29 protein-coding genes are annotated in these 26874 nt (G+C 73.1%); 22 read left to right on the top strand and 7 right to left on the bottom strand.

Translation table 11 applies throughout. The annotated features are described in order from the left end of the window. The first annotated feature begins 81 nt into the window (after positions 1–81). A complete protein-coding gene (gene dnaE, locus ACZ7LK_RS04285; RefSeq protein WP_392276191.1) occupies positions 82–3621 on the top strand; it encodes a DNA polymerase III subunit alpha in 3540 nt (1179 codons plus the stop codon). A gap of 136 nt (positions 3622–3757) precedes the next feature. Here the strand turns inward: dnaE and ACZ7LK_RS04290 are convergent, their stop codons facing one another. Then, on the bottom strand, positions 3758–3928 hold the full coding sequence (locus tag ACZ7LK_RS04290) for a hypothetical protein (protein ID WP_392276192.1): 171 nt from the start codon (positions 3926–3928) through the stop codon (positions 3758–3760). A gap of 223 nt (positions 3929–4151) precedes the next feature. On the opposite strand from ACZ7LK_RS04290, the gene ACZ7LK_RS04295 reads away from it, so the two are divergent. The 4 genes from ACZ7LK_RS04295 (at position 4152) to ACZ7LK_RS04310 (ending at position 8191) form a co-directional block, all read left to right on the top strand. Beyond that, entirely contained in the window at positions 4152–5510 is a 1359-nt protein-coding gene (locus ACZ7LK_RS04295; RefSeq protein ID WP_392276193.1) for an NYN domain-containing protein, read from the top strand. 38 nt (positions 5511–5548) lie between these two features. Then, a complete protein-coding gene (locus ACZ7LK_RS04300; protein WP_392276420.1) occupies positions 5549–6520 on the top strand; it encodes an ABC transporter ATP-binding protein in 972 nt (323 codons plus the stop codon). A 194-nt stretch (positions 6521–6714) separates the two neighbouring features. Then, entirely contained in the window at positions 6715–7539 is an 825-nt protein-coding gene (locus ACZ7LK_RS04305) for an ABC transporter permease (protein ID WP_392276421.1), read from the top strand. Positions 7540–7573: 34 nt separating this feature from the next. After that, positions 7574–8191: a DUF2567 domain-containing protein gene (locus tag ACZ7LK_RS04310; RefSeq protein WP_392276194.1), complete on the top strand. Its 618-nt coding sequence runs from the start codon at positions 7574–7576 to the stop codon at positions 8189–8191. A 124-nt stretch (positions 8192–8315) separates the two neighbouring features. Here ACZ7LK_RS04310 and ybaK read toward each other — a convergent pair whose 3' ends face one another. The 4 genes from ybaK to ACZ7LK_RS04330 all read right to left on the bottom strand — a co-directional run bounded on the left by ybaK (position 8316) and on the right by ACZ7LK_RS04330 (position 12366). Continuing rightward, entirely contained in the window at positions 8316–8813 is a 498-nt protein-coding gene (gene ybaK / locus ACZ7LK_RS04315) for a Cys-tRNA(Pro) deacylase (protein WP_392276195.1), read from the bottom strand. Positions 8814–8833: 20 nt separating this feature from the next. Further along, positions 8834–9574, bottom strand: a complete 741-nt coding sequence (locus tag ACZ7LK_RS04320; protein ID WP_392276196.1) for an LON peptidase substrate-binding domain-containing protein — start codon at positions 9572–9574, stop codon at positions 8834–8836. A 5-nt stretch (positions 9575–9579) separates the two neighbouring features. Further along, on the bottom strand, positions 9580–10641 hold the full coding sequence (locus tag ACZ7LK_RS04325; protein ID WP_392276197.1) for a hypothetical protein: 1062 nt from the start codon (positions 10639–10641) through the stop codon (positions 9580–9582). Between the two features lie 114 nt (positions 10642–10755). Beyond that, positions 10756–12366, bottom strand: coding sequence for an oxidoreductase (locus ACZ7LK_RS04330; protein ID WP_392276198.1), 1611 nt, complete (start codon positions 12364–12366; stop codon positions 10756–10758). A gap of 160 nt (positions 12367–12526) precedes the next feature. Between ACZ7LK_RS04330 and hisD the strand changes: the two genes are divergently transcribed. The 8 genes from hisD to hisF all read left to right on the top strand — a co-directional run bounded on the left by hisD (position 12527) and on the right by hisF (position 18370). Next, positions 12527–13849 carry a histidinol dehydrogenase gene (gene hisD, locus ACZ7LK_RS04335; protein ID WP_392276199.1) on the top strand — a complete coding sequence of 441 codons (1323 nt, stop codon included), beginning with the start codon at positions 12527–12529 and terminating at the stop codon, positions 13847–13849. After that, on the top strand, positions 13846–14973 hold the full coding sequence (locus tag ACZ7LK_RS04340; protein WP_471138305.1) for a histidinol-phosphate transaminase: 1128 nt from the start codon (positions 13846–13848) through the stop codon (positions 14971–14973). Before hisD ends, ACZ7LK_RS04340 begins: the two co-directional genes overlap by 4 nt. After that, positions 14970–15563 (top strand): imidazoleglycerol-phosphate dehydratase HisB, encoded by a 594-nt coding sequence (gene hisB, locus ACZ7LK_RS04345; protein WP_030492957.1) that lies wholly within the window; start codon positions 14970–14972, stop codon positions 15561–15563. Before ACZ7LK_RS04340 ends, hisB begins: the two co-directional genes overlap by 4 nt. Before the next feature lie 64 nt (positions 15564–15627). Further along, entirely contained in the window at positions 15628–15795 is a 168-nt protein-coding gene (locus ACZ7LK_RS04350; protein WP_392276201.1) for a hypothetical protein, read from the top strand. A 5-nt stretch (positions 15796–15800) separates the two neighbouring features. Then, positions 15801–16442, top strand: coding sequence for an imidazole glycerol phosphate synthase subunit HisH (gene hisH, locus ACZ7LK_RS04355; protein ID WP_392276202.1), 642 nt, complete (start codon positions 15801–15803; stop codon positions 16440–16442). A gap of 37 nt (positions 16443–16479) precedes the next feature. Then, on the top strand, positions 16480–17205 hold the full coding sequence (gene priA / locus ACZ7LK_RS04360; RefSeq protein ID WP_392276203.1) for a bifunctional 1-(5-phosphoribosyl)-5-((5-phosphoribosylamino)methylideneamino)imidazole-4-carboxamide isomerase/phosphoribosylanthranilate isomerase PriA: 726 nt from the start codon (positions 16480–16482) through the stop codon (positions 17203–17205). Further along, positions 17202–17618, top strand: a complete 417-nt coding sequence (locus ACZ7LK_RS04365) for a RidA family protein (protein WP_392276204.1) — start codon at positions 17202–17204, stop codon at positions 17616–17618. Before priA ends, ACZ7LK_RS04365 begins: the two co-directional genes overlap by 4 nt. Continuing rightward, on the top strand, positions 17615–18370 hold the full coding sequence (gene hisF / locus ACZ7LK_RS04370; protein WP_392276205.1) for an imidazole glycerol phosphate synthase subunit HisF: 756 nt from the start codon (positions 17615–17617) through the stop codon (positions 18368–18370). Before ACZ7LK_RS04365 ends, hisF begins: the two co-directional genes overlap by 4 nt. Before the next feature lie 18 nt (positions 18371–18388). Here hisF and ACZ7LK_RS04375 read toward each other — a convergent pair whose 3' ends face one another. Beyond that, positions 18389–18775 (bottom strand): VOC family protein, encoded by a 387-nt coding sequence (locus tag ACZ7LK_RS04375; RefSeq protein WP_392276206.1) that lies wholly within the window; start codon positions 18773–18775, stop codon positions 18389–18391. Positions 18776–18960: 185 nt separating this feature from the next. Next, positions 18961–19596 (bottom strand): TIGR03085 family metal-binding protein, encoded by a 636-nt coding sequence (locus ACZ7LK_RS04380; protein WP_392276207.1) that lies wholly within the window; start codon positions 19594–19596, stop codon positions 18961–18963. A gap of 84 nt (positions 19597–19680) precedes the next feature. On the opposite strand from ACZ7LK_RS04380, the gene hisI reads away from it, so the two are divergent. From hisI to trpA, 9 genes are all read left to right on the top strand, one after another. Then, positions 19681–20046 carry a phosphoribosyl-AMP cyclohydrolase gene (hisI, locus tag ACZ7LK_RS04385; protein ID WP_392276208.1) on the top strand — a complete coding sequence of 122 codons (366 nt, stop codon included), beginning with the start codon at positions 19681–19683 and terminating at the stop codon, positions 20044–20046. A gap of 11 nt (positions 20047–20057) precedes the next feature. After that, on the top strand, positions 20058–21545 hold the full coding sequence (locus ACZ7LK_RS04390; RefSeq protein WP_392276209.1) for an anthranilate synthase component I: 1488 nt from the start codon (positions 20058–20060) through the stop codon (positions 21543–21545). A 4-nt stretch (positions 21546–21549) separates the two neighbouring features. Next, entirely contained in the window at positions 21550–22230 is a 681-nt protein-coding gene (locus ACZ7LK_RS04395; protein ID WP_392276210.1) for a TIGR02234 family membrane protein, read from the top strand. A 97-nt stretch (positions 22231–22327) separates the two neighbouring features. After that, the gene (locus ACZ7LK_RS04400) at positions 22328–22600 is read left to right on the top strand and encodes an HGxxPAAW family protein (protein ID WP_392276211.1); all 273 of its coding nucleotides are present in this window, start codon (positions 22328–22330) and stop codon (positions 22598–22600) included. Between the two features lie 60 nt (positions 22601–22660). Continuing rightward, positions 22661–23248 carry a DUF2752 domain-containing protein gene (locus ACZ7LK_RS04405; RefSeq protein WP_471138311.1) on the top strand — a complete coding sequence of 196 codons (588 nt, stop codon included), beginning with the start codon at positions 22661–22663 and terminating at the stop codon, positions 23246–23248. Positions 23249–23363: 115 nt separating this feature from the next. Beyond that, positions 23364–24173 (top strand): indole-3-glycerol phosphate synthase TrpC, encoded by an 810-nt coding sequence (gene trpC / locus ACZ7LK_RS04410; RefSeq protein WP_392276213.1) that lies wholly within the window; start codon positions 23364–23366, stop codon positions 24171–24173. Between the two features lie 161 nt (positions 24174–24334). Then, the gene (gene trpM, locus ACZ7LK_RS04415) at positions 24335–24574 is read left to right on the top strand and encodes a tryptophan biosynthesis modulator TrpM (RefSeq protein WP_392276422.1); all 240 of its coding nucleotides are present in this window, start codon (positions 24335–24337) and stop codon (positions 24572–24574) included. A 124-nt stretch (positions 24575–24698) separates the two neighbouring features. After that, on the top strand, positions 24699–26012 hold the full coding sequence (gene trpB, locus ACZ7LK_RS04420) for a tryptophan synthase subunit beta (RefSeq protein ID WP_392276214.1): 1314 nt from the start codon (positions 24699–24701) through the stop codon (positions 26010–26012). After that, positions 26009–26833 carry a tryptophan synthase subunit alpha gene (gene trpA, locus ACZ7LK_RS04425; protein WP_471138313.1) on the top strand — a complete coding sequence of 275 codons (825 nt, stop codon included), beginning with the start codon at positions 26009–26011 and terminating at the stop codon, positions 26831–26833. The genes trpB and trpA overlap by 4 nt, the downstream gene beginning before the upstream one ends. Positions 26834–26874 lie beyond the last annotated feature (41 nt).

Raw genomic sequence — 26874 nt, forward strand, 5'->3', positions numbered from 1 at the left:
TCCCGAGTGCCCGGTCGGTGTCAGTGGGGCGACGTAGACTTCCGAGCTGTCCCCATCCCCCGCCCCCCGGAGGCAGCAACCGTGTCGAAGCCGCCGTTCACGCACCTTCACGTGCACACCCAGTACTCGCTGCTGGACGGTGCCGCGCGGCTCAAGGACATGTTCAACGCCTGCAACGAGATGGGCATGACGCACATCGCCATGTCCGACCACGGCAACCTCCACGGGGCGTACGACTTCTTCCACACGGCGAAGAAGTCCGGGGTCACCCCGATCATCGGCATCGAGGCGTACGTCGCCCCCGAGTCGCGCCGCAACAAGCGCAAGATCCAGTGGGGCCAGCCGCACCAGAAGCGGGACGACGTCTCCGGTTCGGGTGGTTACACCCACAAGACGATCTGGGCGGCGAGCGCCACCGGCCTGCACAACCTGTTCCGGCTTTCCTCCGACGCGTACAAGGAGGGCTGGCTCCAGAAGTGGCCGCGCATGGACAAGGAGACCATCGCCCAGTGGTCCGAGGGGCTCATCGCCTCCACCGGCTGCCCCTCCGGCGAGCTCCAGACCAGGCTGCGCCTCGGCCAGTTCGACGAGGCCCTGAAGTCGGCCTCCGAGTACCAGGACATCTTCGGCAAGGACCGCTACTTCCTGGAGCTGATGGACCACGGCATCGAGATCGAGCGCCGGGTCCGCGACGGCCTGCTGGAGATCGGCAAGAAGCTCGGCATCCCGCCCCTGGTCACCAACGACTCGCACTACACCTACGCGCACGAGGCCTCCGCCCATGACGCGCTGCTGTGCATCCAGACCGGCAAGAACCTCTCCGACCCCGACCGCTTCAAGTTCGACGGCACCGGCTACTACCTCAAGTCCACGGACGAGATGTACGCCATCGACTCCTCGGACGCCTGGCAGCAGGGCTGCGCCAACACGCTCCTGGTGGCCGAGCAGATCGACACCGCCGGCATGTTCGAGAAGCGCGACCTCATGCCGAAGTTCGACATCCCCGAGGGGCACACCGAGGTCAGCTGGTTCAAGGAGGAGGTCCAGCGCGGCATGCACCGCCGCTTCCCCGGCGGCATCCCCGAGGACCGGCAGCAGCAGGTCGAGTACGAGATGGACGTCATCATCCAGATGGGGTTCCCGGGGTACTTCCTCGTCGTCGCCGACTTCATCATGTGGGCCAAGAACCAGGGCATCGCGGTCGGCCCCGGCCGTGGCTCCGCGGCCGGCTCGATCGTGGCGTACGCGCTGGGCATCACCGACCTCGACCCCATCCCGCACGGTCTGATCTTCGAGCGCTTCCTCAACCCCGAGCGTGTCTCCATGCCCGACGTCGACATCGACTTCGACGAGCGCAGGCGCGTCGAGGTGATCAGGTACGTCACCGAGAAGTACGGCGAGGACAAGGTCGCCATGATCGGTACGTACGGCACCATCAAGGCCAAGAACGCGATCAAGGACTCCGCGCGCGTGCTGGGCTACCCGTACGCGATGGGCGACCGCATCACCAAGGCGATGCCCGCCGACGTCCTCGGCAAGGGCATCCCGCTCTCCGGCATCACCGACCCCTCCCACCCCCGGTACTCCGAGGCCGGCGAGGTCCGCGGGATGTACGAGAACGAACCGGACGTGAAGAAGGTCATCGACACCGCGCGCGGTGTGGAGGGCCTGGTCCGGCAGATGGGCGTGCACGCCGCCGGCGTGATCATGTCGAGCGAGCCGATCGTCGACCACGTCCCCGTCTGGGTCAGGCACACCGACGGCGTGACCATCACGCAGTGGGACTACCCGAGCTGCGAGTCGCTCGGCCTGCTGAAGATGGACTTCCTGGGCCTCCGCAACCTGACGATCATGGACGACGCCGTCAAGATGGTGAAGGCCAACAAGGGGATCGACATCGATCTCCTGAGCCTGCCGCTCGACGACCCGACGACCTTCGAGCTCCTCCAGCGCGGCGACACCCTCGGCGTCTTCCAGTTCGACGGCGGCCCCATGCGGTCCCTGCTGCGGCTGATGAAGCCCGACAACTTCGAGGACATCTCCGCCGTCTCGGCCTTGTACCGGCCGGGCCCGATGGGCATGAACTCGCACACGAACTACGCGCTGCGCAAGAACGGCCAGCAGGAGATCACCCCGATCCACCCGGAGCTGGAGGAGCCCCTCAGGGAGGTCCTCGGCGTCACCTACGGCCTGATCGTCTACCAGGAGCAGGTGCAGAAGGCCGCCCAGATCATCGCCGGGTACTCGCTCGGCGAGGCCGACATCCTCCGCCGCGTCATGGGCAAGAAGAAGCCCGAGGAGCTGGCCAAAAACTTCGTCCTCTTCCAGGAGGGCGCGAAGAAGAAGGGCTACAGCGACGAGGCGATCCAGGCGCTGTGGGACGTGCTGGTGCCCTTCGCCGGCTACGCCTTCAACAAGGCGCACTCCGCCGCGTACGGACTGGTCTCCTACTGGACGGCGTACCTCAAGGCCAACCACCCCGCCGAGTACATGGCGGCGCTGCTGACCTCGGTCAAGGACGACAAGGACAAGTCGGCCGTCTACCTGAACGAGTGCCGCCGCATGGGCATCAAGGTGCTCCCGCCCAACGTCAACGAGTCGGAGTCGAACTTCGCCGCCCAGGGCGACGACGTCATCCTCTTCGGCCTGTCCGCCGTGCGGAACGTCGGCACGAACGTCGTCGAGTCGATCATCCGGTGCCGCAAGGCCAAGGGGAAGTACAGCTCCTTCCCCGACTTCCTGGACAAGGTCGAGGCGGTCGTCTGCAACAAGCGCACCATCGAGTCGCTCATCAAGGCCGGTGCCTTCGACGAGATGGGCCACACCCGCAAGGGCCTGGTCGCCCACCACGAGCCGATGATCGACAACGTGGTCGCGGTCAAGCGCAAGGAGGCCGAGGGGCAGTTCGACCTCTTCGGCGGCATGGGCGAGGAGACCAGCGACGAGCCCGGCTTCGGGCTGGACGTGGAATTCTCCGACATCGAGTGGGAGAAGTCCTACCTCCTCGCGCAGGAGCGCGAGATGCTCGGCCTGTACGTCTCCGACCACCCGCTCTTCGGCATCGAGCACGTCCTGTCGGACAAGACCGACGCGGCGATCTCCCAGCTCACCGGGGGCGAGCACGCGGACGGCGCGGTCGTCACCATCGGCGGCATCATCTCCGGCCTCCAGCGCAAGATGACCAAGCAGGGCAACGCCTGGGCCATCGCGACCGTCGAGGACCTCGCCGGCTCCATCGAGTGCATGTTCTTCCCGGCGACCTATCAGCTCGTGTCCACCCAGCTCGTCGAGGACACCGTCGTCTTCGTCAAGGGCCGTCTCGACAAGCGCGAGGACGTGCCCCGGCTGGTCGCCATGGAGCTGATGGTCCCCGACCTCTCCTCGGCCGGCACCAACGCCCCCGTCGTGCTCACCATCCCCACGGTGAAGGTCACCCCGCCGATGGTCAGCCGCCTCGGGGAGATCCTCAGCCACCACAAGGGCAACACCGAGGTGCGGATCAAGCTCCAGGGCCCGCGCTCGACCACCGTCCTCCGGCTCGACCGGCACCGCGTCCAGCCCGACCCCGCCCTGTTCGGCGACCTGAAGGTGCTGCTCGGCCCGTCCTGCCTGGCCGGCTGACCGCCGCCCGGCCCTGCCCGGCCGGCCGCCGCCCGGCCCTGCCCGGCCGGCCGAGCGCCGCGGCCCGTCCGCGCGGAAGGGGCGCGCCCGTCGTCACGGGTGCGCCCCTTCCGGCGTGCGCGGCTCGGTCGCGGCCTCAGTTGTGGCCGAACCTCTTCTGCCGGCCCTTGCCGGCCACATCCGCCGGCGTGACCTGGGCGAGCCGGTGCTCCGCCTGGGCCTCCATCGACGAGCTCTTCGCCTGCTGCGTGCCACGCTCCGCGGGCGACGCCTTCTGACTGCGGTCCGACTTCTTGTTCTTGGCCATGGTGGTGCCTCCGTGGGGTGTAGGGGCCAGGGCCGCTGCCAGACTCACATATGCACATAAAAGGCGCATTTTGGATCATTGCGGACGGTAGTCGGCCGCCGCCGCCGGGGCTCGGCGCGATCCGCCACGCCGATGATCCAGTTCCGGCCGTTAACCCCCCGGCAGTCGGGCAGACTCGAAGGAAACCCGAAGCAACTCCCGATCCCGAGGTTCCCGAAAGAGGGTGGAACACGTGGACCGCTGCGTCGTTCTGGTGGACGCCGGCTACCTGCTGGGAGCCGCCGCCAGCCTTCTCGCCGGAGAACCGGCCCGCTCCCGGATCACCGTCGACCACGCCGCCCTCATCCAGGGTCTGCGCGAACGCGCGGAGGCCGACACGCAGCAGCCCCTGCTCCGGATCTACTGGTTCGACGGTGCCCCCGACCGCGTACCCCAGCCGGAACACCGCCGGCTGCGCGTCATGCCCCGCGTCACCGTCCGCCTGGGCGCCCTGACCCGCAGCGACGGCCGCTGGGCGCAGAAGGGCGTCGACGCCGCCATGCACGCCGAACTCACCGAGCTGGCACGCAACCGCGCTTGCTCCGACATCGTGCTGGTCACCGGCGACGGCGACCTGCTGCCCGGCCTGATGTCCGCCAAGGAACACGGCGTCGCCGTCCACCTCTGGGCCGTCCAGGCCGCCGATGGCGACTACAACCAGTCCGAGGACCTGGTCGCCGAGGCCGACGAACGCCGGGTGCTCGACCGCGAATGGATCATCCGGGCCGTACGGGCCAAGGAGCTCACCGGCCCCTGCTCGCCGCCCCCCGTCCCGCGCCCCGAGATCGCCGCGATCCTCTCCGCCCCGCTGCCCGAGTCGGCGCTCGCCGCCTCCGCCGAACGCGCCGCCGAAGCCGCGGCCGCCGCCGGGGTCAACGGCTCCGCCCCGTCCGTCAACGGCACGCCCGCCGGCAACGGCACGTCCGTCAACGGCCGGACCGTCCACGGCGCGCCGCACCCCGACGGGCGGACCGGCGCCGACCGGACCGGCGCGCCCGGCGCACCCGGAGCGGGCGGCGCCACCAAGGGCGGCGTCCCCACCCCCAAGGACCTGGCCGCCCTGCACGCCCCCGGGAACCAGACCCCGGGGACCGCCGGCGCGGCCGCACCGCCCGCGAACGCCACCCTCCGCTGGTCCTCCGACCGGGGCTGGGTCGACCGCCCGGGCGGCCCGGTCGGCGAACCGCCCGAGACCGCCTCGCTGCCCACCCTCGCCCAGCTCACCAGCGCCGAGCAGCGGTGGGCCGACCGCGAGGAGGACATCACCACGGTCGGCGGCGACCCCTTCGAGGTGGGCCAGGTCTTCGCCCGGCGCTGGATGGAACGGCTCCCCGACCCGGCCCATGTGCAGAAGCTGTCCACCATGTACCCGCGCATCCCGCACCGCATCGACGGCGAACTGCTGCGGTACGCGGCACGCTTCGGCCTGCTCGCCCACAAGGACGACCAGATCGACGAGCACGACCGGTACGCGATCCGGGCCGGGTTCTGGCGCGAGATCGACGTACGGGCGGCGGCCGAGCACGCCCCCGTGGGCGAATAGGGCAGGGCGACCCTTTAGGCTCATCCCTCGTGAGTACGGTGTGCGTGGTGCGGGAGCTGGTCAAGACGTACCCCGCCACGCGCGGCGGGCGCGGACGGCCCGCGACCCCCGAGGTGCGCGCCACCGACGGGGTGTCCCTGGACGTGCGCGGCGGTGAGGTCTTCGGCCTGCTCGGACCCAACGGCGCCGGCAAGTCCACCCTCGTCCGCCAGCTCACCGGCCTGATGCGCCCCGACTCGGGCACTGTCGAGATGCTCGGCCACGACCTCGTGCGCCACCCCGACCGCGCCGCGCGCCTGATCGGCTACCTCGGGCAGGAGTCCACCGCGCTCGACGAGCTGACCGTCGCGCTCGCCGCCGAGACCACCGGGCGGCTGCGCGGCCTCACCGCCCGGGCCGCCCGGGCCGAGCGGGACGCCGTCCTGGACGAGCTGGGCCTGACCGGGCTGGCCGGGCGGCCGCTGAAGAAGCTGTCCGGCGGGCAGCGCCGGCTCGCCTGTTTCGCGACCGCCCTGGTCGGGGAGCGGCCGGTTCTCGTCCTCGACGAGCCGACCACCGGCATGGACCCCGTCGCACGGCGCGCCGTGTGGGCCGCGGTCGACCGGCGGCGCGAGCGGCACGGCACCACCGTGCTGCTGGTCACCCACAACGTCATCGAGGCCGAGACCGTACTGGACCGGGTGGCCGTGCTGGAGCGTGGCCGGGTCATCGCCTGCGACACCCCGGCCGGCCTCAAGGAACGGGTGGCCGGCGAGGTACGGGTGGAGCTGGTGTGGCGCGAGCGTGCCCCGCTGGAGGTGCCCGAGGTGGCGGCGCTGCGCGGCTCGGCCCAGGAGTCGGGGCGCACCTGGGTGCTGCGGCTGGCGCCGGACGAGGCCCGGGCGGCGGTCGCGGCCGTGACGGGCGGCGCGGCGTTCGCGGCACTGGACGACTTCACGCTGGCGACGCCGAGCCTGGAGGACGTGTACCTCGCGCTGGGCGGCGAGACGAAGGGCCTGGTCAAGGCGTGAAGGGGTCGAGGCGTGAAGGGGTCACGGCATGAACGGCCGGGGCCACGGCAGGAAGGGCCCGGTCACGGCCGGCACGGCCGGAGCGAAGCCCACGGGCCCGCTCACGGCGTGGCCGGCCGGGAGGCAGGCATGCGGGTCCGGTATCGGCGTGGAAGGCCCGGTCAAGGCGTGAACAGGAGCATCCGTTGAGCATCATGCCCGCACAGGCCGTGCCGTCCGGCGCGGTGGCCGCCGCACCGGCCGGCGCATCCGCCCCGGGCGACGCGGCGCCGCTCGCGCCCCGGGCGCGGCTGCTGCCGGCGCTCGCCGCCGTGTACGGGGCCCAGCTCTCGCGGGCCCGGGTGGCCCGTATCCCGCTGCTGTTCGTGGCGACCTTCCAGTCCGTCGGGATCATGGTGCTGATGCGCGGGGTCGTGGACGGGGGAGCGGAGGCGCGGGCGGTCGTCGCCGGGTCGTCCGTCCTGGTCGTCGCCTTCGTGGCGCTGAACCTGCTCGCCCAGTACTTCGGCCAGCTACGGGCGAGCGGCGGCCTCGACCACTACGCCACGCTGCCCGTGCCGCCCGCGGCGGTGGTGCTGGGCGCGGCCGGTGCGTACGCCTCCTTCACGGTCCCCGGCACGGTGGTGACGGCCGTCACCGGTTCGGTGCTGTTCCAGCTTCCGCTGACCCACCTGTGGATCCTGGCGGCGGTCGTCCCGCTCTCGGGGGCCGCCCTCGCCGGGCTCGGCGCGGCGCTCGGGCTGCTCGCGCCGCGCCAGGAACTGGCCACCCTGCTCGGCCAGCTCGGCATGTCGGCCGCCCTGCTGCTGGGGGTGCTCCCGGCCGGGCGGCTGCCCGAGCCCATCGCGTGGGCGCGCGACCTGCTGCCGTCGACGTACGGGGTGGAAGCGCTCGCGCGGACGTTCGACGCCCGGCCGGACTGGGCGGTCGTCGGGCTGGACCTGGCGGTGTGCGCGGGGGTCGGCGTCGTGTCGCTGGCCGTCGCGACGTGGGCGTACCGGCGGGCGGCGGTCCGGTGAGGCACCGCACCGGGCGGCCTGGCACGATGGCAGGGTGACCGCACCGCTGACTCCGCCCCACCGGCCGTCCCCGCAGGACCCCTCCTGGCCGCCGCCGTACCCCGCCGCCCCCAAGGACACGGACGACGTGCCGGACGCGGCCACGGAGGTGCGCCAGGGCCTGGTCGTCCTGCTGGTGGTCACCCTCGCCGGGATCGCCCTGGGGCTGCTGTGGCTGTGGCTGGCGCCGCGGATCCCGCTGATCTCGGACGGCAAGGCCGTGTTCCTCCGGGAGACCGAGGGCGAGGGCGCGGTCGGCGCGGACGGGACGTTCACCCTGCTGGCGCTCGGTCTCGGGGCGCTCAGCGCGGCGGTCGTCTTCTGGTTCCACCGGCACGGCGGCATCGCGGTGGTGGTCGGGCTCGCCGTGGGCGGGCTGCTGGCGTCGCTGCTCGGCTGGGGCCTCGGCACCCTGCTCGGCCCGGCGCACGACGTGGCGGAGCACGCCCGGGCGGTCGGCGCGGGCGTCACGTTCGACGCGCCGCTGGAGCTCAAGGCGCACGGGGCGGTGCTGGCGTGGCCGGTGGCCGCGATGCTCGTGCACCTCGCGCTGACGGCCCTCTTCGGCCCCCGCGACCCGGAGCCCGACTGGGACCTGCCCCCGCAGCCCTGACACCGCGGCCCCGCCTTCTGATCCGGAAGGTCCGGCGGACACCCGGTCCGGCGGACACCGCATCCGGGACACCTGGTCCGGCGGACGCCGCGTCCGGGACACCGCGCCCCGGACGCGAGGGGCGTTACGCGCGGCCGATCGGCGCCACCACCGCGCCGGTGAGCGCGGCCAGGTCGGCGGGCGCCAGCTCGACCTCCAGGCCGCGGCGCCCCGCCGAGACGCAGATCGTGGCGTGCTCCGACGCCGACGCGTCCAGCACGGTACGCAGGCGCTTGCGCTGGCCCAGCGGGGAGATGCCGCCCCGGACGTACCCCGTGGTGCGCTCCGCCGCCGCCGGGTCGGCCATGGTGGCGCGCTTGCCGCCCACCGCGGCCGCCAGGGCCTTCAGATCGAGCTGGCCGGCGACCGGGACGACCGCCACGGTCAGCTCGCCGTCCACGTCCGCGACCAGGGTCTTGAACACCCGGTCCGGGGAGACGCCGAGGGCCTCGGCCGCCTCCTCGCCGTACGAGGGCGCGGCGGGGTCGTGGTCGTAGGCGTGGGTCGTGAAGGGCGTGCCCGCGGCCGTGAGGGCCACCGTCGCCGGGGTGCCGCCGGACTGCTTCTTTGACTTCTTCGCCACGTCGGTCGTCGTCTCCCGGTTCAGTTGGGGCTCGTCGGTGCCCGGGTCAGCTCCACCGCCGGCAGCGACGGCAGGTGCCGCAGCACCGCCGTCTCCGCACGCAGCAGGTGCAGTTCCTCCCGCAGCCGCGTCGCCGTGTCCGGCGCCTGGAGGAGCCGCTGCTTGGCCGGGGTGTCGAGCACCGCGGCCGCGGCCACCAGATACGAGACGACCGACGGCTCATCCGGCAGTTCCTGACCGGTCGCCACCGACCGCTCCCGGGCTCCGGCCAGCCGCTTCTGGTAGGCGCGGAACGCCCGCAGGACGCCCTCGGCGAGCGCGCCCGCCCCGTCGCCCTGCTCCTCCTCCAGCTCTTCGAGCTCGGCGGTCAGGTACGGCCCGGTCGCGTCGACCGACAGCAGCTTCACCCGGGTCGTGCCGGTCGCCAGCACTTCGAAGCTGCCGTTCTCCCGTTCCCGGATCGTCGCCGCGTCGGCGATGCAGCCGACCCGGTGGAACGCCTGGATCGGGTCGGGTCCGAAGCCCGCGGCGGGGCCCTTCTCCGGCAGCGCGGTCTGGTCGGGCATCCCGGGCGCGCTGGGCGCGACCTCACGCCCGTCGCGGATCGCCACGACGGCGAAGCGGCGCGGCTCCGACTCGTCGGTCTTCAGCAGCTCGCGCATCATGGCGCGATAACGCTCCTCGAAAACGTTCAGGGGCAGCACGAGGCCCGGGAACAGCACCGCGTTCAGCGGAAAGAGTGGCAGGCGAGCGGTGGTCACAGCGGTCAAGCGTAATGGCCGCCCGAAAGGCCGCGTCCGGCCCGTCCCCGCGAGGGCGCGGCCGGGACCGTCGCGCGGCGCGCCTCGTCGCGCGTCTCGAGGAACCGGCCCAGCGGATCGTCGCTCACCGACGACCACGGGAAGGACGTCGCGTACGGGCCGATCAGCCGGAACTGCTCCAGCGCCGCCGCCCACCGACCCCGCCCCGCCAGCACGTAGACCAGCACGTTGCGCACCTCGGCCGGCCACGGGTCGCCCGGCGCGTACCGCCCGGACAGCTCGACCGCCAGGTCCGCCGCCCGGTCGATCCGCTCCGCCGGCACGCCGCCGTCGTCCCCGGCGACCAGTTGCGCGAACGCCGCCCGCACCGGCAACGCCCGGGTCAGCGAGCCCGGCAGCGCGTCGGCCGCGGCCTGCTCGGCGAAGTCCAGGCACTCGCGGTGCGCGCCACGCCGCTGGGCGGACAGGTACTTCAGCGCGGCCACATGGCACCCGTAGTGGTGCGAGGCCCGACGCACGGCCTGCTCCCACAGGGACTCGAAGGCGGCGTGCCCGGCCCGGGTCCCGCGCGCGTGGTCCAGCGCCAGGCGCCACGGCACCGGGTCGCGCGGCGCCGCCCCGGCCGCCGCGTCGATCAGCGGTCCGAGCTCACCCAGCCGCTCGGCGCGCGCCGGGGACGCCCACGCCCGGCGCACCGCCACCTCCGCCTCGACCAGCAGCGCGTCCGGGTCGCCGGGTGTGCTCGCCAGCCACCCCGTCAGCCACTCGTCCCGGCAGTGCGCGAAGGCGGCCAGCCGGGTGACGTACCGGTCCCGGCTCTCCCACTCGGCGGCGCCGCGCGTGGTGGCCAGCAGCTTCGCGGCCGGTTCGTGATCCCCCAGCGCGGCGGCGACCAGCGCCGGGGCGAGCCGGTCGTCCGGCGCGTCCAGCAGCACCGCGTGGTCCGGCGGCAGTCCGTCCGGGAGCAGCGCGGTGTGCCCCGCGGCGGTCCGGGAGTGTTCCCCGGGAGGGCACAGCGCGCGGGCGGTGCTGAACAGGGCACGGAGCAAGGACATGGTGCGGACCATTGAAAACCGCAGGTCGGGGCCGCGCCAGAGGGGCTGCTGTGAAGCTTTGGTAGGGGCGGAATGGTTGCACGGACGAATGGCAAGAGAACGTAAAGAAAGCGGTGTACGGGTGTGTCAACTGCGCCTGAGGAGACGGGAAGCACCGGCCGCGACGGTCGTGGCGAGGATCCAGCCGAGCAGGATCAGCACGGCCGACGCCCACTGCCACATGCCGTCCAGCCGCCAGTACCCGTCCTGGCCGAGATCGATCACCGGCAGCAGCAGGTCCAGGGCGTACAGGGCCGCGTTCCAGTTCGGGTGCTCACCCGGTTTGAGGGCCGGCGGATCGGACCGGGAGAAGGCGAACGTCCCCGCGGCCCACAGCACCGCCATCCACAGCGCCGCCCGGCCCGGCCGGTAGCCGTAGGCCACCGTCCAGTCCTGGAGGAAGCCCCACATCTTGGCGGCCAGCGGCAGGGTCTCGCGCCGCCGCCGCTGCTTGGCCAGCAGCACCTCCCGGGCGTCGGCGTCCTCGCCGCTGTTGCGCAGCACCGTCGCCAGCCGCTCGTACGGCTCCGGGGCGAACTCGGGGGTCGCCGCCGCCACCCACTCCAGGCGGCGGGCGAGCGGGAAGTGCCCGTACGGCACCAGGTTCTCGTACACGAACCCGCCCATCGCCAGGCCCCCGGGGCCGGGCCAGCTCGTGGACAGGTCGATCAGCGTCACCACCTTCGCGCCGTTCAGCACCACCCGGCCCTCCTCCGGGCGCTCCCCGTTGAAACGCAGCTCCGGGGTGACGATCCGGCGCAGCGACAGCTCCTCCCGCCGCTCCGACGACAGCAGGAACCGCGCGTGGTGGAAGTCGACCGCGTCCCCGAACCGGCCGTCGTCCAGCCGCACCCCGCCCCGGCACTCGAACGGCTGGATGCGGGTGCCGCGCATCGGCGTGTTGAAGTTGGCCAGCCCCCCGGGCGGTGTGGCGCCCGCCGCGTTCCCCGTCCGGTCGCTGACCCAGGCGTACGTCATGTACAGCGTCCGCTCCACGGTGAGCTGCGGGGCGTTCAGCGCCCGCCGGCCCTCGGCGCCCCGCAGCCGGCTGCCGCGCAGGCTCAGCGACACGCCGACCTTGGCCCCGCGCAGCGAGAACTCGCCGTGCGTCTCGATCAGCTCCGCCGTCAGGTCCTGCGCCACCGACATCCCGTCGGCCACGATCGCCCGGCCGCGCCGGTCCGGGCCCACGTCGATCTGGCTGATCAGCAGATCCGTGCCGATCTGGGCGTCGGTGAGCCGCATCCCCCGGTCCACCCGGCAGCGGGGGAGGTGCAGGTCCCCCTCGGTGTGCAGCCGCGCCGCCTCCAGCCGCGGTATCGCGCACTTGACCATGCGCAGCGTGGTGAACCGCGACTCGGGCAGCACCACCTCGTTCTCGAACCGGCAGCCGTGCAGCTCCACGTACGGAGCGATGGTGCCGCCGGCCAGATCGAGCGTGCCGGTGATCTGCACCCCGCGCAGCTTCAGCGCCGACACCCGCCCGGCCAGCGCCGGCGGCCCGTCCAGCAGCAGCAGCGCCACCTTGTCCGCCCGCACGCTCCGCTCGGGCGGCCAGACGCGCGGCGCGAACGGGTCGTCCAGCAAGCCGTTGCCGGTGCTCAGGTCATAGGTGGCGCCGATCCGGAACGCCTGCCACATCCCCACCTCGGACGGGGTGAGATCGGCCGGCACATCGTCGTCGTGCGGCTCGGTCACTGCCGCCCCCTCCGCTTCCCCTGTTTCGTACGGTTGTTCTTCCCGCTGTGTGACGGACCGAACGCTAACGGTCAGGTGTGACAACAAGACGCCACTGCGACGTGTATCAGCCAGTGATACGGACGCTCGGCCGCGCGATGCCGTCTGCGAGAATTGACCTGTGATCTCACGAATCGATCTGCGCGGCGACGCCCTCCCGAAGGGCGGCGCGCTGCGCGACCTGCTGCCCCGTGCCGAGTTCGACGTGGAAGCCGCCCTGGAGAAGGTGCGGCCCATCTGCGAGGCCGTGCACCATCGCGGGGACGCGGCGCTGATCGACTACGCGGAGAAGTTCGACGGGGTCGTCCTCGACCGGGTGCGGGTTCCGGCCGCCGCGCTCACGCGCGCGCTGGAGGAGCTCGACCCGAAGGTCCGCGCCGCCCTGGAGGAGTCGATCCGGCGGGCCAGGATCGTCCACCGCGAGCAGCGCCGCACCGCGCACACCACCCAGGTGGTGCCCGGCGGCACGGTGACCGAGAAGTGGGTCCCCGTCGAGCGGGTCGGGCTGTACGCGCCCGGCGGCCGCTCCGTCTACCCGTCGTCCGTGATCATGAACGCCGTACCGGCGCAGGAGGCGGGCGTCGAGTCGATCGCCCTCGCCTCCCCGCCGCAGAAGGAGCACGGCGGCCTCCCGCACCCCACCATCCTCGCCGCCTGCGCCCTCCTCGGCGTCGACGAGGTGTACGCGGCCGGAGGCGCCCAGGCCGTCGCCATGTTCGCGTACGGCACCGAGTCCTGCGCCCCCGCCAACATGGTCACCGGCCCCGGCAACATCTGGGTCGCCGCCGCCAAGCGGTACTTCACCGGCCGGATCGGCATCGACACCGAGGCCGGCCCCACGGAGATCGCCGTCCTCGCCGACGACACCGCCGACCCCGCGCACATCGCGGCCGACCTGATCAGCCAGGCCGAGCACGACCCGCTCGCGGCCGCCGTCCTGGTCACCGACTCGCCCGACCTCGCCCGGGCCGTCGAGAAGGAACTGGAGCCGCAGGTCGCCGCCACCCGGCACGTCGAGGACCGGATCGTGCCCGCCCTGCGCGGCAAGCAGTCCGCGATCGTGCTGGTCGACGGCCTGGAGGAGGGCCTGCGGGTCGTCGACGCCTACGGCGCCGAACACCTGGAGATCCAGACCGCCGACGCCGCTGCTGTGGCCCAGCGGGTGCGGAACGCGGGCGCCGTCTTCGTCGGGCCCTGGGCGCCGGTCTCGCTCGGCGACTACTGCGCCGGCTCCAACCACGTCCTGCCGACCGGCGGCTGCGCCTGCCACTCCTCCGGCCTGTCCGTGCAGTCGTTCCTGCGCGGCATCCACATCGTGGACTACACCCGCGACGCGCTCGCCGAGGTGGCCCACCACGTGGTGACCCTCGCCGAGGCGGAGGACCTGCCGGCGCACGGCGCGGCGATCAAGGCCCGGTTCGGGTGGAAGGTGCCGCAGCGGTGACCGGCGGGACCCTCGGCATCGACGACCTGCCCATCCGCGATGAGCTGCGCGGCAAGTCCCCCTACGGCGCGCCGCAGCTCGACGTGCCCGTACGCCTCAACACCAACGAGAATCCGTACCCGCTGCCGGAGCCGCTCGTCGAGCGGATCGCCGAGCGCGTCCGGGAGGCGGCCCGCGGCCTCAACCGCTACCCCGACCGGGACGCCGTCGAACTCCGCACCCGGCTGGCCGCCTACCTCACCCGGACCACCGGGTACGAGGTAGGTCTCGCCCACGTGTGGGCCGCCAACGGCTCCAACGAGGTCCTCCAGCAGCTCCTCCAGACCTTCGCCGGACCCGGCCGCCTCGCGATCGGCTTCGAGCCCTCGTACTCGATGCACGGCCTGATCTCGCGCGGCACCGGCACCGGCTGGATCTCCGGGCCGCGCAACGAGGACTTCACCATCGACGTCGACGCGGCGAAGGACGCCATCGCCAGGCACCGGCCCGACGTCGTCTTCATCACCTCCCCCAACAACCCCACCGGCACCGCCGTCGACGCGGAGACCGTGCTGGCGCTGTACGAGGCGGCCCAGGCGGCCAAGCCGTCCCTGGTGGTCGTGGACGAGGCGTACGTGGAGTTCAGCCACCGCCCCTCGCTGCTGTCCCTGATCGAGGGCCGCCCTCACCTCGTGGTCTCCCGCACCATGTCCAAGGCCTTCGGCGCCGCCGGACTGCGTCTGGGCTACCTGGCGGCGCACCCCGCGGTGGTCGACGCCGTCCAGCTCGTACGCCTGCCGTACCACCTGTCGGCCGTCACCCAGGCCACCGCGCTCGCCGCCCTGGAGCACACCGATACGCTGCTGGGGTACGTCGAGCAGCTCAAGACCGAGCGGGACCGGCTGGTCGCCGAGCTGCGCGCCACCGGCTACGAGGTGACCGAGTCCGACGCCAACTTCGTGCAGTTCGGACGCTTCACCGGCGAGGGCGGCGCCCACGCCGTGTGGCAGCGGATCCTCGACCACGGCGTCCTGGTCCGCGACAACGGCGTACCGGGCTGGCTGCGGGTGACCGCCGGCACCCCCGAAGAGAACGACGCGTTCCTGGATGCGGTTCGCGCACTGAAGAAGGAGCAGAGCTCATGAGCCGCGTAGGACGGGTCGAGCGCACCACCAAGGAGACGTCCGTCGTCGTCGAGATAGACCTCGACGGCACCGGCAAGGTCGACGTGTCGACCGGCGTCGGCTTCTACGACCACATGCTGGACCAGCTCGGCCGCCACGGCCTGTTCGACCTCACGGTCAAGACCGACGGCGACCTGCACATCGACTCCCACCACACCATCGAGGACACCGCCCTCGCGCTCGGCGCCGCCTTCAAGCAGGCGCTCGGCGACAAGGTGGGCATCTACCGGTTCGGCAACTGCACCGTGCCGCTGGACGAGTCCCTCGCCCAGGTCACCGTCGACCTCTCCGGCCGCCCCTACCTGGTGCACACCGAGCCGGAGAACATGGCGCCGATGATCGGCTCCTACGACACGACGATGACCCGGCACATCCTGGAGTCGTTCGTCGCCCAGGCCCAGATCGCGCTGCACGTCCACGTCCCGTACGGGCGCAACGCCCACCACATCGTGGAGTGCCAGTTCAAGGCGCTCGCCCGCGCCCTCCGGTACGCCTCGGAGCGCGACCCGCGCGCGGCCGGCATCCTGCCCTCCACGAAGGGCGCGCTGTGAGCGACGCACGCGCGGCCGCCGGGCCGCGGACGACCGGGAAGCCCGCGCGGAACGGACGGGCGCTGTGACGGGTCTGTCGACCATCCTGATCGTCGTGGGCCTCTTCCTGGCGGGAGGCGTGTACTCCTTCAGCAAGCAGAAGATGCCCCGGGGCGTCATCGTCCTGCTGGCCGTCGCCTCGCTGATGTGCCTGGTGGCGGGCGTCCTGCGGCTCCAGGGAATCTGGGAATGAGTGGCATGAGCACTGCGAAGAAGGTCGTCGTCCTCGACTACGGGTTCGGCAACGTCCGCTCCGCCGAGCGGGCCCTCGCCCACGTCGGCGCCGACGTCGAGATCACCCGCGACTACGACCGGGCCATGAACGCCGACGGGCTCCTCGTCCCCGGCGTCGGCGCGTTCGCCGCCTGCATGGCCGGGCTCAAGGAGGCCCGCGGCGACTGGATCGTCGAGCGCCGCCTGTCCGGGGGCCGCCCCGTCATGGGCATCTGCGTCGGCATGCAGATCCTCTTCGAGCGCGGCATCGAGCACGGCGTGGAGACCGAGGGCCTGGACGAGTGGCCCGGCACGGTCGGCCCGCTGAAGGCCCCCGTCGTCCCCCACATGGGCTGGAACACCGTCGACGCCCCGGAGGACAGCGAGCTGTTCGCCGGCCTCGGCACCGACGCCCGGTTCTACTTCGTGCACTCCTACGCGGTGCACGACTGGAGCCTGGAGGTCACCAACCCCGCCATGCGCGCGCCCAAGGTCACCTGGTCCACGCACGGGGAGCGGTTCGTGGCCGCGGTCGAGAACGGGGCGCTGTGGGCGACCCAGTTCCACCCCGAGAAGTCCGGCGACGCCGGCGCCCAGCTACTGACCAACTGGCTCAACACCTTCTGACCCGCCCAAAGGATCTAGGAACCGAGGACCCGCTGAGATGAGCAAGCTCGAACTCCTCCCCGCCGTCGACGTCCGGGACGGCCAGGCCGTACGGCTCGTCCACGGCGAGTCCGGCACGGAGACCTCCTACGGCTCCCCGCTGGAGGCCGCCCTCGCCTGGCAGCGCGCGGGCGCCGAGTGGCTGCATCTCGTCGACCTCGACGCCGCTTTCGGCACCGGTGACAACCGTGAGCTGATCGCCGAGGTCGCGAAGGCCATGGACATCAAGGTCGAGCTGTCCGGCGGCATCCGGGACGACGCGTCCCTCGCCGCCGCGCTGGCCACCGGCTGCACCCGCGTCAACCTGGGCACGGCCGCCCTGGAGACCCCTGAGTGGGTCGCCAAGGTCATCGCCGAGCACGGCGACAAGATCGCCGTCGGCCTGGACGTCCGCGGCACCACGCTGCGCGGCCGCGGCTGGACCCGCGACGGCGGCGACCTGTACGAGACGCTGGCCCGCCTCGACTCCGAGGGCTGCGCCCGCTACGTGGTCACCGACATCGCCAAGGACGGCACGCTCCAGGGCCCCAACCTGGAGCTGCTGCGCAACGTCTGCGCCGCCACCGACAAGCCGGTCGTCGCCTCCGGCGGCGTCTCGTCGCTGGACGACCTGCGTGCCCTGGCGGAGCTGGTCCCGCTCGGCGTCGAGGGCGCCATCGTCGGCAAGGCGCTGTACGCCGAGGCGTTCACCCTGGAGGAAGCGCTCGCGGCGGTGGCCGGATGACCGACTCCGTACGCCGGGTGGTGACCGGCGCCCCCTGGGAGGAGCAGTTCGGCTATGCGCGGGCCGTGGAGCTGCCCAGCGGCCTGGTCCTGGTCTCCGGCTGCACCTCCGTCATCGACGGCCAGATCGCCGGCGGCGGCCCCTACGAGCAGGCGGTCAACTCCTTCAAGGTCGCCTTCGCCGCGCTGGAGCGACTGGGCCTCGGCCCCACCGACGTCGTCCGCACCCGGATGTACCTCACCCACGCCCGGGACGTGGAGGAGGTCGGCCGCGCCCACAAGGAGCTGTTCGACGCCGTCCGACCCGCCGCGTCGATGATCATCGTCTCCGGCTTCGTCGACCCCAGCCTGGTCGTCGAGGTCGAGGTCGAGGCGTACCGGACCGGCACCACCCAGGGAGGCACTCCCTCATGACCCTCGCGGTACGCGTCATCCCCTGCCTCGACGTGGACAACGGCCGGGTCGTCAAGGGCGTCAACTTCCAGAACCTCCGCGACGCGGGCGACCCCGTCGAGATGGCCAAGCTGTACGACGCCGAGGGCGCCGACGAGCTGACCTTCCTCGACATCACCGCCTCGTCCGGGAACCGGGAGACCACCTACGACGTGGTGCGCCGCACCGCCGAGCAGGTCTTCATCCCGCTGACCGTCGGCGGCGGCGTGCGCAGCGCCGAGGACGTCGACCGGCTGCTGCGCGCCGGCGCGGACAAGGTCGGCGTCAACACGGCGGCGATCGCCCGCCCGGACCTGATCAAGGAGATCGCCGAGCGGTTCGGCCGCCAGGTGCTCGTGCTGTCCGTCGACGCCCGCCGCACCCCGGAGGGCACCTTCGAGGTCACCACCCACGGCGGCCGCCGCGGCACCGGCCTCGACGCCGTCGAATGGGCCCACCGGGCCGCCGAGCTGGGCGCCGGCGAGATCCTGCTCAACTCGATGGACGCGGACGGCACCAAGGACGGCTACGACACCGAGATGATCGCCGCCGTGCGCGAGCACGTCTCGGTTCCGGTGATCGCCTCCGGCGGCGCCGGCGCGCTCGCCCACTTCCCGCCCGCCATCGACGCGGGCGCGGACGCGGTGCTGGCCGCGTCGGTCTTCCACTTCGGCGACCTGCGGATCTCCGAGGTGAAGGCCACCCTGCGCGACGCGGGCCACCCGGTCCGCTGACGCCCGCGGGGCAGGGGCTCAGCCGAGCGGCTGGGTGAGCTGCACGAGGTTGCCGACGGTGTCGTCCAGCACGGCCGTCAGCACCGGCCCCTGCTCCGTGGGCGGCTGGGTGAACCGCACGCCCAGCCCGCTCAGCCGCTCGTACTCGGCCGCCAGGTCGTCCACCCCGAGGACGATGCACGGCAGCCCGGCGTCCCGCAGCCCCCGGCGGTACCGCTCCGCCAGCGGGCTGTCCCCGGGCTCCAGCAGCAGCTCCACGTCCTGACCGGGCGCGGACACCGTGATGAAGCGCGCCCCGCCCAGATCGAGATCCGTACGGGTCGCGAAACCGAGGACGTCCCGGTAGAAGACATGGGCCCGGTCCTCGTCGTCGACGTACACGCTGGTCATGGCGATCCGGATCATCGTGAACCTCCTGCCCGCCCGCGCGGGGGCCGCTTACGGGCGCCACCGCGCACGAGCCGCGTACGTCCGATGATGCACGCCCCCGCGGGCGCCCGCCGCCGCACGCCGCCGACGACGACCCGGGGCCGGCCCGCCCGGGGAGCGTCCACCGCGCGGCGGGCGCCCCGTACCGGACCGGCCGGGCCCTAGATGCCCAGCTGCTTCGTCCCGTGCAGCCGCTCCACGGCGTCCTTCTCGCCGGCCACCTCGACGTCCGCCGCGTCCTGGCGGCCGAACACGAACATCGTCAGCTCGCCCGGCTCACCCGTCACCGTCACCACCGGGGTGCCCCGGTGGCCCACCACCGTCCGGCCGTCCGGCCGGCGCAGTACCAGCCCCACCGGCACCTTCCGGCACAGCATCCGCGCGGCTTTCTCCAGCCGCACCCACAGGGCCTCCGCGAAGACCGGGTCCAGGGCGCGCGGCGTCCAGTCCCGCTGCGCCCGCCGCACGTCCTCGGCGTGCACGTAGAACTCCACCGTGTTGGCACCCTCGTCCACCTGCTTGATCGCGTACGGCGACAACCGCGGCGGCCCCGTACGGATCAGGTGGACCAGCTCCTCGTACGGCTTGGCGGCGTACTCCGCCTGCACCTGTTCCAGGCGCCCCCGCAGCGGACCGAGCAGTATCCCCGCCGCCGCGTCCGGGCGGCGCTCGCGCACCACCACATGGGCCGCCAGGTCACGGGTCTTCCACCCCTCGCACAGGGTCAGGGCATCGGGGCCCGCCGCCTCCAAGAGGTCGGCGAGCAGGAGTCGTTCACGCTTGGCATGGGTCGACATGGGGGCCAGGGTACGACCGCGCGGGGCGGTCCGCCCAGTGGACGCACCACCGGGAACCCCTCTCCGTCACGGCACAATGGCGGCATGACCAGCAACCTTGACCCGGCCATCGCCGCCCGTCTCAAGCGCAGCCCCGACGGGCTGGTCCCGGCCATCGCCCAGCAGTACGACACCGGCGAGGTGCTCATGCTCGGCTGGATGGACGACGAGGCCCTGCACCGCACCCTCACCACCGGCCGCTGCACCTACTGGTCCCGCAGCCGCCACGAGTACTGGGTCAAGGGCGACACCTCCGGCCACGTCCAGCACGTCAAGTCCGTCGCCCTCGACTGTGACGCCGACACCGTCCTGGTCAAGGTCGACCAGGTCGGGGCCGCCTGCCACACCGGCGCCCGCACCTGCTTCGACGCCGACGTGCTGCCCCTGGGACAGGCAATTCCCACCGAGTAGGGTCAGACGCCATGGATCTCGAGACCTTCCGCAAGCTCGCGGCGGACCGCCGCGTCATCCCCGTCAGCCGCCGCCTCCTGGTGGACGGCGAGACCCCGGTCGGCCTCTACCGCAAGCTCGCCGCCGAGCGGCCCGGCACCTTCCTCCTGGAGTCCGCCGAGAACGGCCGCTCGTGGTCCCGCTACTCCTTCATCGGCGTCCGCAGCGCCGCCACCCTCACCGCCCGCGACGGACAGGCCCACTGGCTGGGCGTCCCGCCCGTCGGCGTCCCGGTGGACGGCGACCCCCTGAAGGCGCTGCGCGCCACCGTGGAGGCCCTCCACACCCCGCGCGACCTGGCCTCCGGGATGCCGCCCTTCACCGGCGGCATGGTCGGGTACCTCGGCTACGACATCGTGCGCCGCCTGGAGCGCATCGGCGACCACGGCCGCGACGACCTCGACCTGCCCGAGCTGACCATGCTGCTCACCTCGGACCTGGCCGTGCTGGACCACTGGGACGGCACGGTGGTGCTCATCGCCAACGCCATCAACCACAACGACCTCGACACCGGGGTCGAGGAGGCGTACGCCGACGCCGTCGCCCGGCTCGACGCCATGGAGGCCGACCTGGCCGAACCGGTCCGCACCCGGCCCGTCGCCCTGCCCCCCTCCGAGCTCCCGCCGCACACCGCGCTGTGGGGCGGCAAGGCCTACCAGGACGCCGTCGAGGACATCAAGGAACGCATCAGGGCCGGCGAGGCCTTCCAGGTGGTGCCCTCCCAGCGCTTCGAGACGCCCTGCACGGCCGGCGCCCTGGATGTCTACCGGGTCCTGCGGGCCACCAACCCGTCCCCGTACATGTACCTCTTCCGTTTCGACGGCTTCGACGTCGTCGGCTCCAGCCCCGAGGCCCTGGTCAAGGTGGAGGACGGGCACGCGATGGTCCACCCCATCGCCGGCACCCGGCCGCGCGGCGCCACGCCCCAGGAGGACCAGGCGTACGCCGACGAGCTGATCGCCGACCCCAAGGAGCGGGCCGAGCACCTGATGCTGGTCGACCTGGGCCGCAACGACCTGGGCCGCGTCTGCGAACCCGGCTCCGTCGAGGTCGTCGACTTCATGTCCATCGAGCGGTACTCGCACGTGATGCACATCGTCTCGACCGTCACCGGCCGCGTCGCCGAGGGCCGCACCGCCTTCGACGTGCTCACCGCCTGCTTCCCCGCCGGGACCCTGTCCGGCGCGCCCAAGCCGCGCGCCATGCAGATCATCGACGAACTCGAACCCACCCGGCGCGGGCTGTACGGCGGCTGCGTCGGCTACCTCGACTTCGCGGGCGACTCCGACACCGCCATCGCCATCCGCACCGCGCTGCTGCGCGACGGCACGGCGTACGTCCAGGCCGGCGCCGGGGTCGTGGCCGACTCCGACCCGGTCGCCGAGGACACCGAGTGCCGCAACAAGGCTGCCGCCGTGCTCCGCGCCGTACACACCGCCAACCGGATGAACGGCGCATGACGGCATGAGGGATAGTGGACGGGTGAGTGCCGCATCCGTACCCCAGCCCCGTGCCACCCGCGCGGACGGGACGGCGGCCGCTTCGGGCGGCCGCCGCAGTCTCGCCGCCGCCCTGTCCCTCGGCGCCGCGGGCGCGGCCGTCGTGCTGCTCGCGTCCGGCCAGACCTGGGCCGAGGGCACGGTCACGGTCGGCGGCGGCTCCGTGCCGCTCGACGCGACGGGCGGAGACGTCACCGGCGTCCCGACCGCGCTCGCCATAGTGGGCCTGGCCGCCCTCGTCGCCGTCTTCGCGGTACGCCGCGCCGGCCGGTCCCTCGTGTCGCTGCTGCTCACCCTCAGCGGCGCCGGGGCCGCCACCGCCGCCTACCTGGGCGCCTCCGACGGGGCGGCGCTGGACGAGAAGGCCGCCTCGACGACCGGGGACGCCGCGGCCCGGGTCGAGGCCCTCACCCACACCCCCTGGCCCTGGGTCACCGTCGTGGGGGCGCTGCTGATCCTCGCCGCCGGGCTCCTCGCCCTCCGCCACGGGCGGGGCTGGCCCGCGATGTCCGGCCGGTACGAGCGCGACGGCGGCCCCCGCCCGGGGAGGACCGCCGGCGCGGCCCGCCCCGGCGACCCCGACCGGCCCGAGGACCTGTGGAAGGCCCTCGACCGCGGCGAGGACCCGACCGACCCGCGAGGGTGACCCCGGATCACCTCGTACGCGCGCGTGCGGGACAATGTCGCTGAGCGTCCGCACCCCGGCGGGGCCTTAAGAGAGCAACATCAACGAGGAGCAATTCATGGCCAGCGACCATGGACACACCCCGGCCGCCTGGACCGGTGTCATCATCTCCTTCATCGGCTTCTGCGTCGCCGGTGTCTTCATGGTGGCGGCCAACCCGTTCGGCTTCTGGGCGGGCATCGGCCTCATCCTGCTCGGCGGTGTCGTCGGCGGTGCGATGAAGCTGGCCGGTCTCGGCCAGAAGGAGTCGCCCGACCTCGTCCGGGCGCGCGAGGCAGCCGCCCGCAAGGACCGCACCCCGGAGACGGCCCGCGCGGACGTCACCGCCTGACCCGTCCGGGCGCGACACGAGAAGGCGCGGTCCGGCACCAGCCGGGCTGCGCCTTTCCGCATGACCGGCGACAATCACCCGGTGGACCCCGATCCGACCCGCAGCCCCGCCCCGCCGTCCGTGCTCCCGCACCCCGGCGCGCCCCCGCTCGCCGGGCCCGCGCTCCCCGGGCCCGCGCTCCCCGGGCCCGCGCGTCCCGGGCTCCGGAGCGGCCCGCCGCGTTCCGGCCCGCACCCGCCGCCCCCTCCGCGCCCGCTCGCGCGGCGGCTCGCGGCACCCCTGGGCACCCTCGCGGCGGCCGCCGCGGCGTTCGCGTACGTCGGCGCGGTGGACCCCAACGAGCCCGGGCACTACCCCGTCTGCCCGCTGTTCCGCTTCACCGGGCTGCTCTGCGCCGGCTGCGGCGGCCTGCGCAGCGCGCACGCCTTCGTCCACGGGGACCTGGTCACCGCCCTGGGCGCCAACGCGTTCGCCGTCGCGGGGTACCTGCTCTTCGCGGTGGCGATGGCGTACTGGCTGGCCAGGGCCGCCAGGGGGCTGCCCGCACGCCTCACCGTGGCCCCCGTGTGGTGGTGGTCCGCCGGGGCTCTGCTCGTGGTGTTCTCGGTCGTCCGGAACCTTCCGTTCGGATCGGCTCTCGCCCCCTGAAACAGCAGGTCACGGCGGTGCGGTCGGCCGGATGAGGACTCTGGGCCCCGGTGCGGATACCATCAAGGTGACTGATCCTGATCCAACACCGCCGCCGTGGAAGGGGGCCTCTCGCGTGAGTGTGCTCGACGAGATCATCGAAGGCGTGCGCGCCGACCTCGCAGAGCGACAGGCGCGGGTCTCTCTCGACGAGCTCAAGGAGCGGGCGGCCAAGGCGCCCGCCGCCAAGGACGGCGCCGCCGCCCTGCGCGGCGACGGCGTGAAGGTCATCTGCGAGGTGAAGCGCTCCAGCCCGTCCAAGGGCGCGCTCGCCGCGATCGCGGACCCCGCCGGGCTCGCCGCCGACTACGAGGCGGGCGGTGCCTCCGTCATCTCCGTGCTCACCGAGCAGCGGCGCTTCGGCGGCTCCCTGGCCGACCTCGAAGCGGTGCGCGCCAAGGTCGACATCCCGGTCCTGCGCAAGGACTTCATCGTCACGGCCTACCAGCTCTGGGAGGCCAGGGCGTACGGGGCCGACCTCGCCCTGCTGATCGTCGCCGCCCTGGAGCAGCCCGCCCTGGAGTCGCTGATCGAGCGGGCCGAGTCCATCGGTCTCACCCCGCTGGTCGAGGTGCACGACGAGGACGAGGTCGAGCGGGCCGTCGACGCGGGCGCCCGGGTCATCGGCGTCAACGCGCGCAACCTGAAGACCCTCAAGGTCGACCGCTCCACCTTCGAGCGCGTCGGCCCCGAGATCCCCTCCCGCATCGTCAAGGTCGCCGAGTCGGGCATCCGCGGACCGCACGACCTGATCGCCTACGCCAACGCGGGCGCGGACGCCGTCCTGGTGGGCGAGTCCCTGGTCACCGGACGCGACCCCAAGTCCGCGGTCGCCGACCTGGTCGCCGCCGGCGCCCACCCGGCCCTCCGGCACGGACGGGGCTGAACCTCCCCATGACCGCCGCCGCCCGCACCGTCGCCGCCGCGACGCCGCACCGGACGCCCTCGCGCCCGGTGCGGACGTCCCGCGCGTGCGCGGACGCCGGCGCGGCACCCGGCGCACCGGGCGCGGCCCCGGCCCGGATCCCGGCCCACACCCCGTCCTCCATGACCCTCGCCCGTCCCGGTACGGGCGCCACGCGCGCGTACCTGGCCGTCCCGGCGGCGGACGCCACGGCGGCCCGCGACCCGTACGCCCGGCTCGCCCGGGGCTGCCGCCCGCGCGGCTGCCGGGCCCCCGCGCGGCGCGTGCACGGACGCCGCGTCCGCTACGTCATCGGCGACGAACCCGGCCAGGTCAACGGCATGCGATGGCGCGCGCGCACCGCGCGCCCCCACCACCGCTGACCCACCGCCCGCTCCGGCGCACGGACGGGCGGGCAGTGGTCGTCCGGTGGCGCCGGCGCACACCGTGACCACCGTCAAGCCAGACGTCCGGGGACGACGCCGTCCCCGCAGAGGAGCATGTCGCATGCCCAGCGAGTTCTTCATTCCCGACCCCGAGGGCCAGGTCCCGAGCGCCGAGGGCTACTTCGGCGCCTACGGCGGCAAGTTCATCCCCGAGGCCCTCGTCGCCGCCGTCGACGAGGTCGCCGTCGAGTACGACAAGGCCAAGAACGACCCCGCTTTCGCGGCCGAACTCGACGACCTGCTGGTCAACTACACCGGCCGTCCGAGCGCCCTCACCGAGGTGCCGCGGTTCGCCGAGCACGCCGGCGGCGCGCGGGTCTTCCTCAAGCGCGAGGACCTGAACCACACCGGCTCGCACAAGATCAACAACGTGCTGGGCCAGGCGCTGCTCACCAAGCGCATGGGCAAGACCCGGGTCATCGCCGAGACCGGCGCCGGCCAGCACGGGGTGGCCACCGCCACCGCCTGCGCCCTGTTCGGCCTCGAATGCACCATCTACATGGGCGAGATCGACACCCAGCGCCAGGCGCTGAACGTCGCCCGGATGCGCATGCTCGGCGCCGAGGTCATCCCGGTCAAGTCCGGCAGCCGCACCCTGAAGGACGCCATCAACGAGGCGTTCCGCGACTGGGTCGCCAACGTCGACCGCACGCACTACCTCTTCGGCACGGTCGCCGGCCCCCACCCCTTCCCCGCCATGGTCCGCGACTTCCACCGCGTCATCGGCGTCGAGGCCCGCCGCCAGATCCTGGAGCGGGCCGGCCGGCTGCCCGACGCCGCCGTCGCCTGCGTGGGGGGCGGCTCCAACGCCATCGGCCTCTTCCACGCGTTCATCCACGACACCGGCGTCCGCCTGGTGGGCTGCGAGCCCGCCGGGCACGGCGTCGAGACCGGCGAGCACGCGGCCACGCTCACCGCCGGTGAGCCCGGCATCCTGCACGGCTCCCGCTCGTACGTCCTCCAGGACGACGAGGGCCAGATCACCGAGCCCTACTCGATCTCCGCCGGCCTCGACTACCCCGGCATCGGCCCGGAGCACTCGTACCTCAAGGACAGCGGACGCGGCGAGTACCGCGCGGTGACCGACGACGCGGCCATGCGGGCCCTGCGCCTGCTGTCCCGCACGGAGGGCATCATCCCGGCCATCGAGTCGGCCCACGCCCTGGCCGGCGCCCTGGAACTGGGCCGGGAGCTCGGCGAGGACGGCCTCATCGTGGTCAACCTCTCCGGCCGCGGCGACAAGGACATGGACACCGCCGCGCGCTACTTCGGGCTGTACGGCACCGACGCCGCCCCGGTCGAGGCCGACGCCTCCGCCGACGACGGCGCCGCCGAGATCCAGACGGACACCGAGATCCAGGGGGGCACCAAGTGAGCGGGAACATCCGGCTTCTCCAGGACACCCTGGAGCGGACCGCGGCCGAGGACCGGGCCGCGCTGATCGCCTACCTCCCGGCCGGCTTCCCCACCGTCGACGGCGGCATCGACGCCGTGAAGGCCGTCCTCGACGGCGGCGCCGACGTCGTCGAGGTGGGCCTGCCGCACAGCGACCCGGTCCTCGACGGCCCGGTCATCCAGACCGCCGACGACATCGCGCTGCGCGGCGGGGTCAGGATCGCCGACGTCATGCGCACGGTCCGCGAGGCCCACGAGGCCACCGGCAAGCCGGTCCTCGTCATGACGTACTGGAACCCCATCGACCGGTACGGCGTCGAGCGCTTCACCGCCGAACTCGCCGAGGCGGGCGGCGCCGGCTGCATCCTGCCGGACCTGCCGGTCCAGGAGTCCGCCGTCTGGCGCGAGCACGCCGACAAGCACGGCCTCGCCACCGTCTTCGTCGTCGCGCCGAGCAGCCAGGACGCGCGCCTGGCCACCATCACCGCCGCCGGCTCCGGCTTCGTGTACGCCGCGTCCCTCATGGGCGTCACCGGCACCCGGGAGTCCGTCGGCGAGCAGGCGGCCGACCTGGTGCGCCGCACCCGCGCCACCTGTGACCTGCCGGTCTGCGTCGGCCTCGGCGTCTCCGACGCCGCCCAGGCCGCCGAGGTCGCCTCCTTCGCCGACGGCGTCATCGTGGGCTCCGCCTTCGTCAAGCGCATGCTCGACGCCGACGACCACGCGGCCGGCATCGCCGCCGTAAAGGAACTGGCGGGCGAACTGGCCCGGGGCGTGCGGCGCTCCCGGCCCGCCTCGTAACTCGTACGGGTGGAAGTGGACCGGGGAGGCGCGCGGGCGCC

The sequence above is a fragment of the Streptomyces sp. NPDC039423 genome (assembly GCF_055598725.1).

Bases quoted from the DNA above. Each gene is read 5' to 3' on its own strand.
- ACZ7LK_RS04405 (WP_471138311.1), top strand. From the start codon at position 22,661: ATGACCGGCGACAATCACCCGGTGGACCCCGATCCGACCCGCAGCCCC.
- ACZ7LK_RS04325 (WP_392276197.1), bottom strand. From the start codon at position 10,641: ATGGTCCGCACCATGTCCTTGCTCCGTGCCCTGTTCAGCACCGCCCGC.
- ACZ7LK_RS04390 (WP_392276209.1), top strand. From the start codon at position 20,058: ATGGATCTCGAGACCTTCCGCAAGCTCGCGGCGGACCGCCGCGTCATC.
- ACZ7LK_RS04290 (WP_392276192.1), bottom strand. From the start codon at position 3,928: ATGGCCAAGAACAAGAAGTCGGACCGCAGTCAGAAGGCGTCGCCCGCG.
- ACZ7LK_RS04365 (WP_392276204.1), top strand. From the start codon at position 17,202: ATGACCGACTCCGTACGCCGGGTGGTGACCGGCGCCCCCTGGGAGGAG.
- hisF (WP_392276205.1), top strand. From the start codon at position 17,615: ATGACCCTCGCGGTACGCGTCATCCCCTGCCTCGACGTGGACAACGGC.
- ACZ7LK_RS04400 (WP_392276211.1), top strand. From the start codon at position 22,328: ATGGCCAGCGACCATGGACACACCCCGGCCGCCTGGACCGGTGTCATC.
- ACZ7LK_RS04395 (WP_392276210.1), top strand. From the start codon at position 21,550: ATGAGGGATAGTGGACGGGTGAGTGCCGCATCCGTACCCCAGCCCCGT.
- ACZ7LK_RS04305 (WP_392276421.1), top strand. From the start codon at position 6,715: ATGCCCGCACAGGCCGTGCCGTCCGGCGCGGTGGCCGCCGCACCGGCC.
- hisH (WP_392276202.1), top strand. From the start codon at position 15,801: ATGAGCACTGCGAAGAAGGTCGTCGTCCTCGACTACGGGTTCGGCAAC.
- priA (WP_392276203.1), top strand. From the start codon at position 16,480: ATGAGCAAGCTCGAACTCCTCCCCGCCGTCGACGTCCGGGACGGCCAG.
- hisI (WP_392276208.1), top strand. From the start codon at position 19,681: ATGACCAGCAACCTTGACCCGGCCATCGCCGCCCGTCTCAAGCGCAGC.
- ACZ7LK_RS04380 (WP_392276207.1), bottom strand. From the start codon at position 19,596: ATGTCGACCCATGCCAAGCGTGAACGACTCCTGCTCGCCGACCTCTTG.
- trpM (WP_392276422.1), top strand. From the start codon at position 24,335: ATGACCCTCGCCCGTCCCGGTACGGGCGCCACGCGCGCGTACCTGGCC.
- ACZ7LK_RS04375 (WP_392276206.1), bottom strand. From the start codon at position 18,775: ATGATCCGGATCGCCATGACCAGCGTGTACGTCGACGACGAGGACCGG.
- trpB (WP_392276214.1), top strand. From the start codon at position 24,699: ATGCCCAGCGAGTTCTTCATTCCCGACCCCGAGGGCCAGGTCCCGAGC.
- hisB (WP_030492957.1), top strand. From the start codon at position 14,970: ATGAGCCGCGTAGGACGGGTCGAGCGCACCACCAAGGAGACGTCCGTC.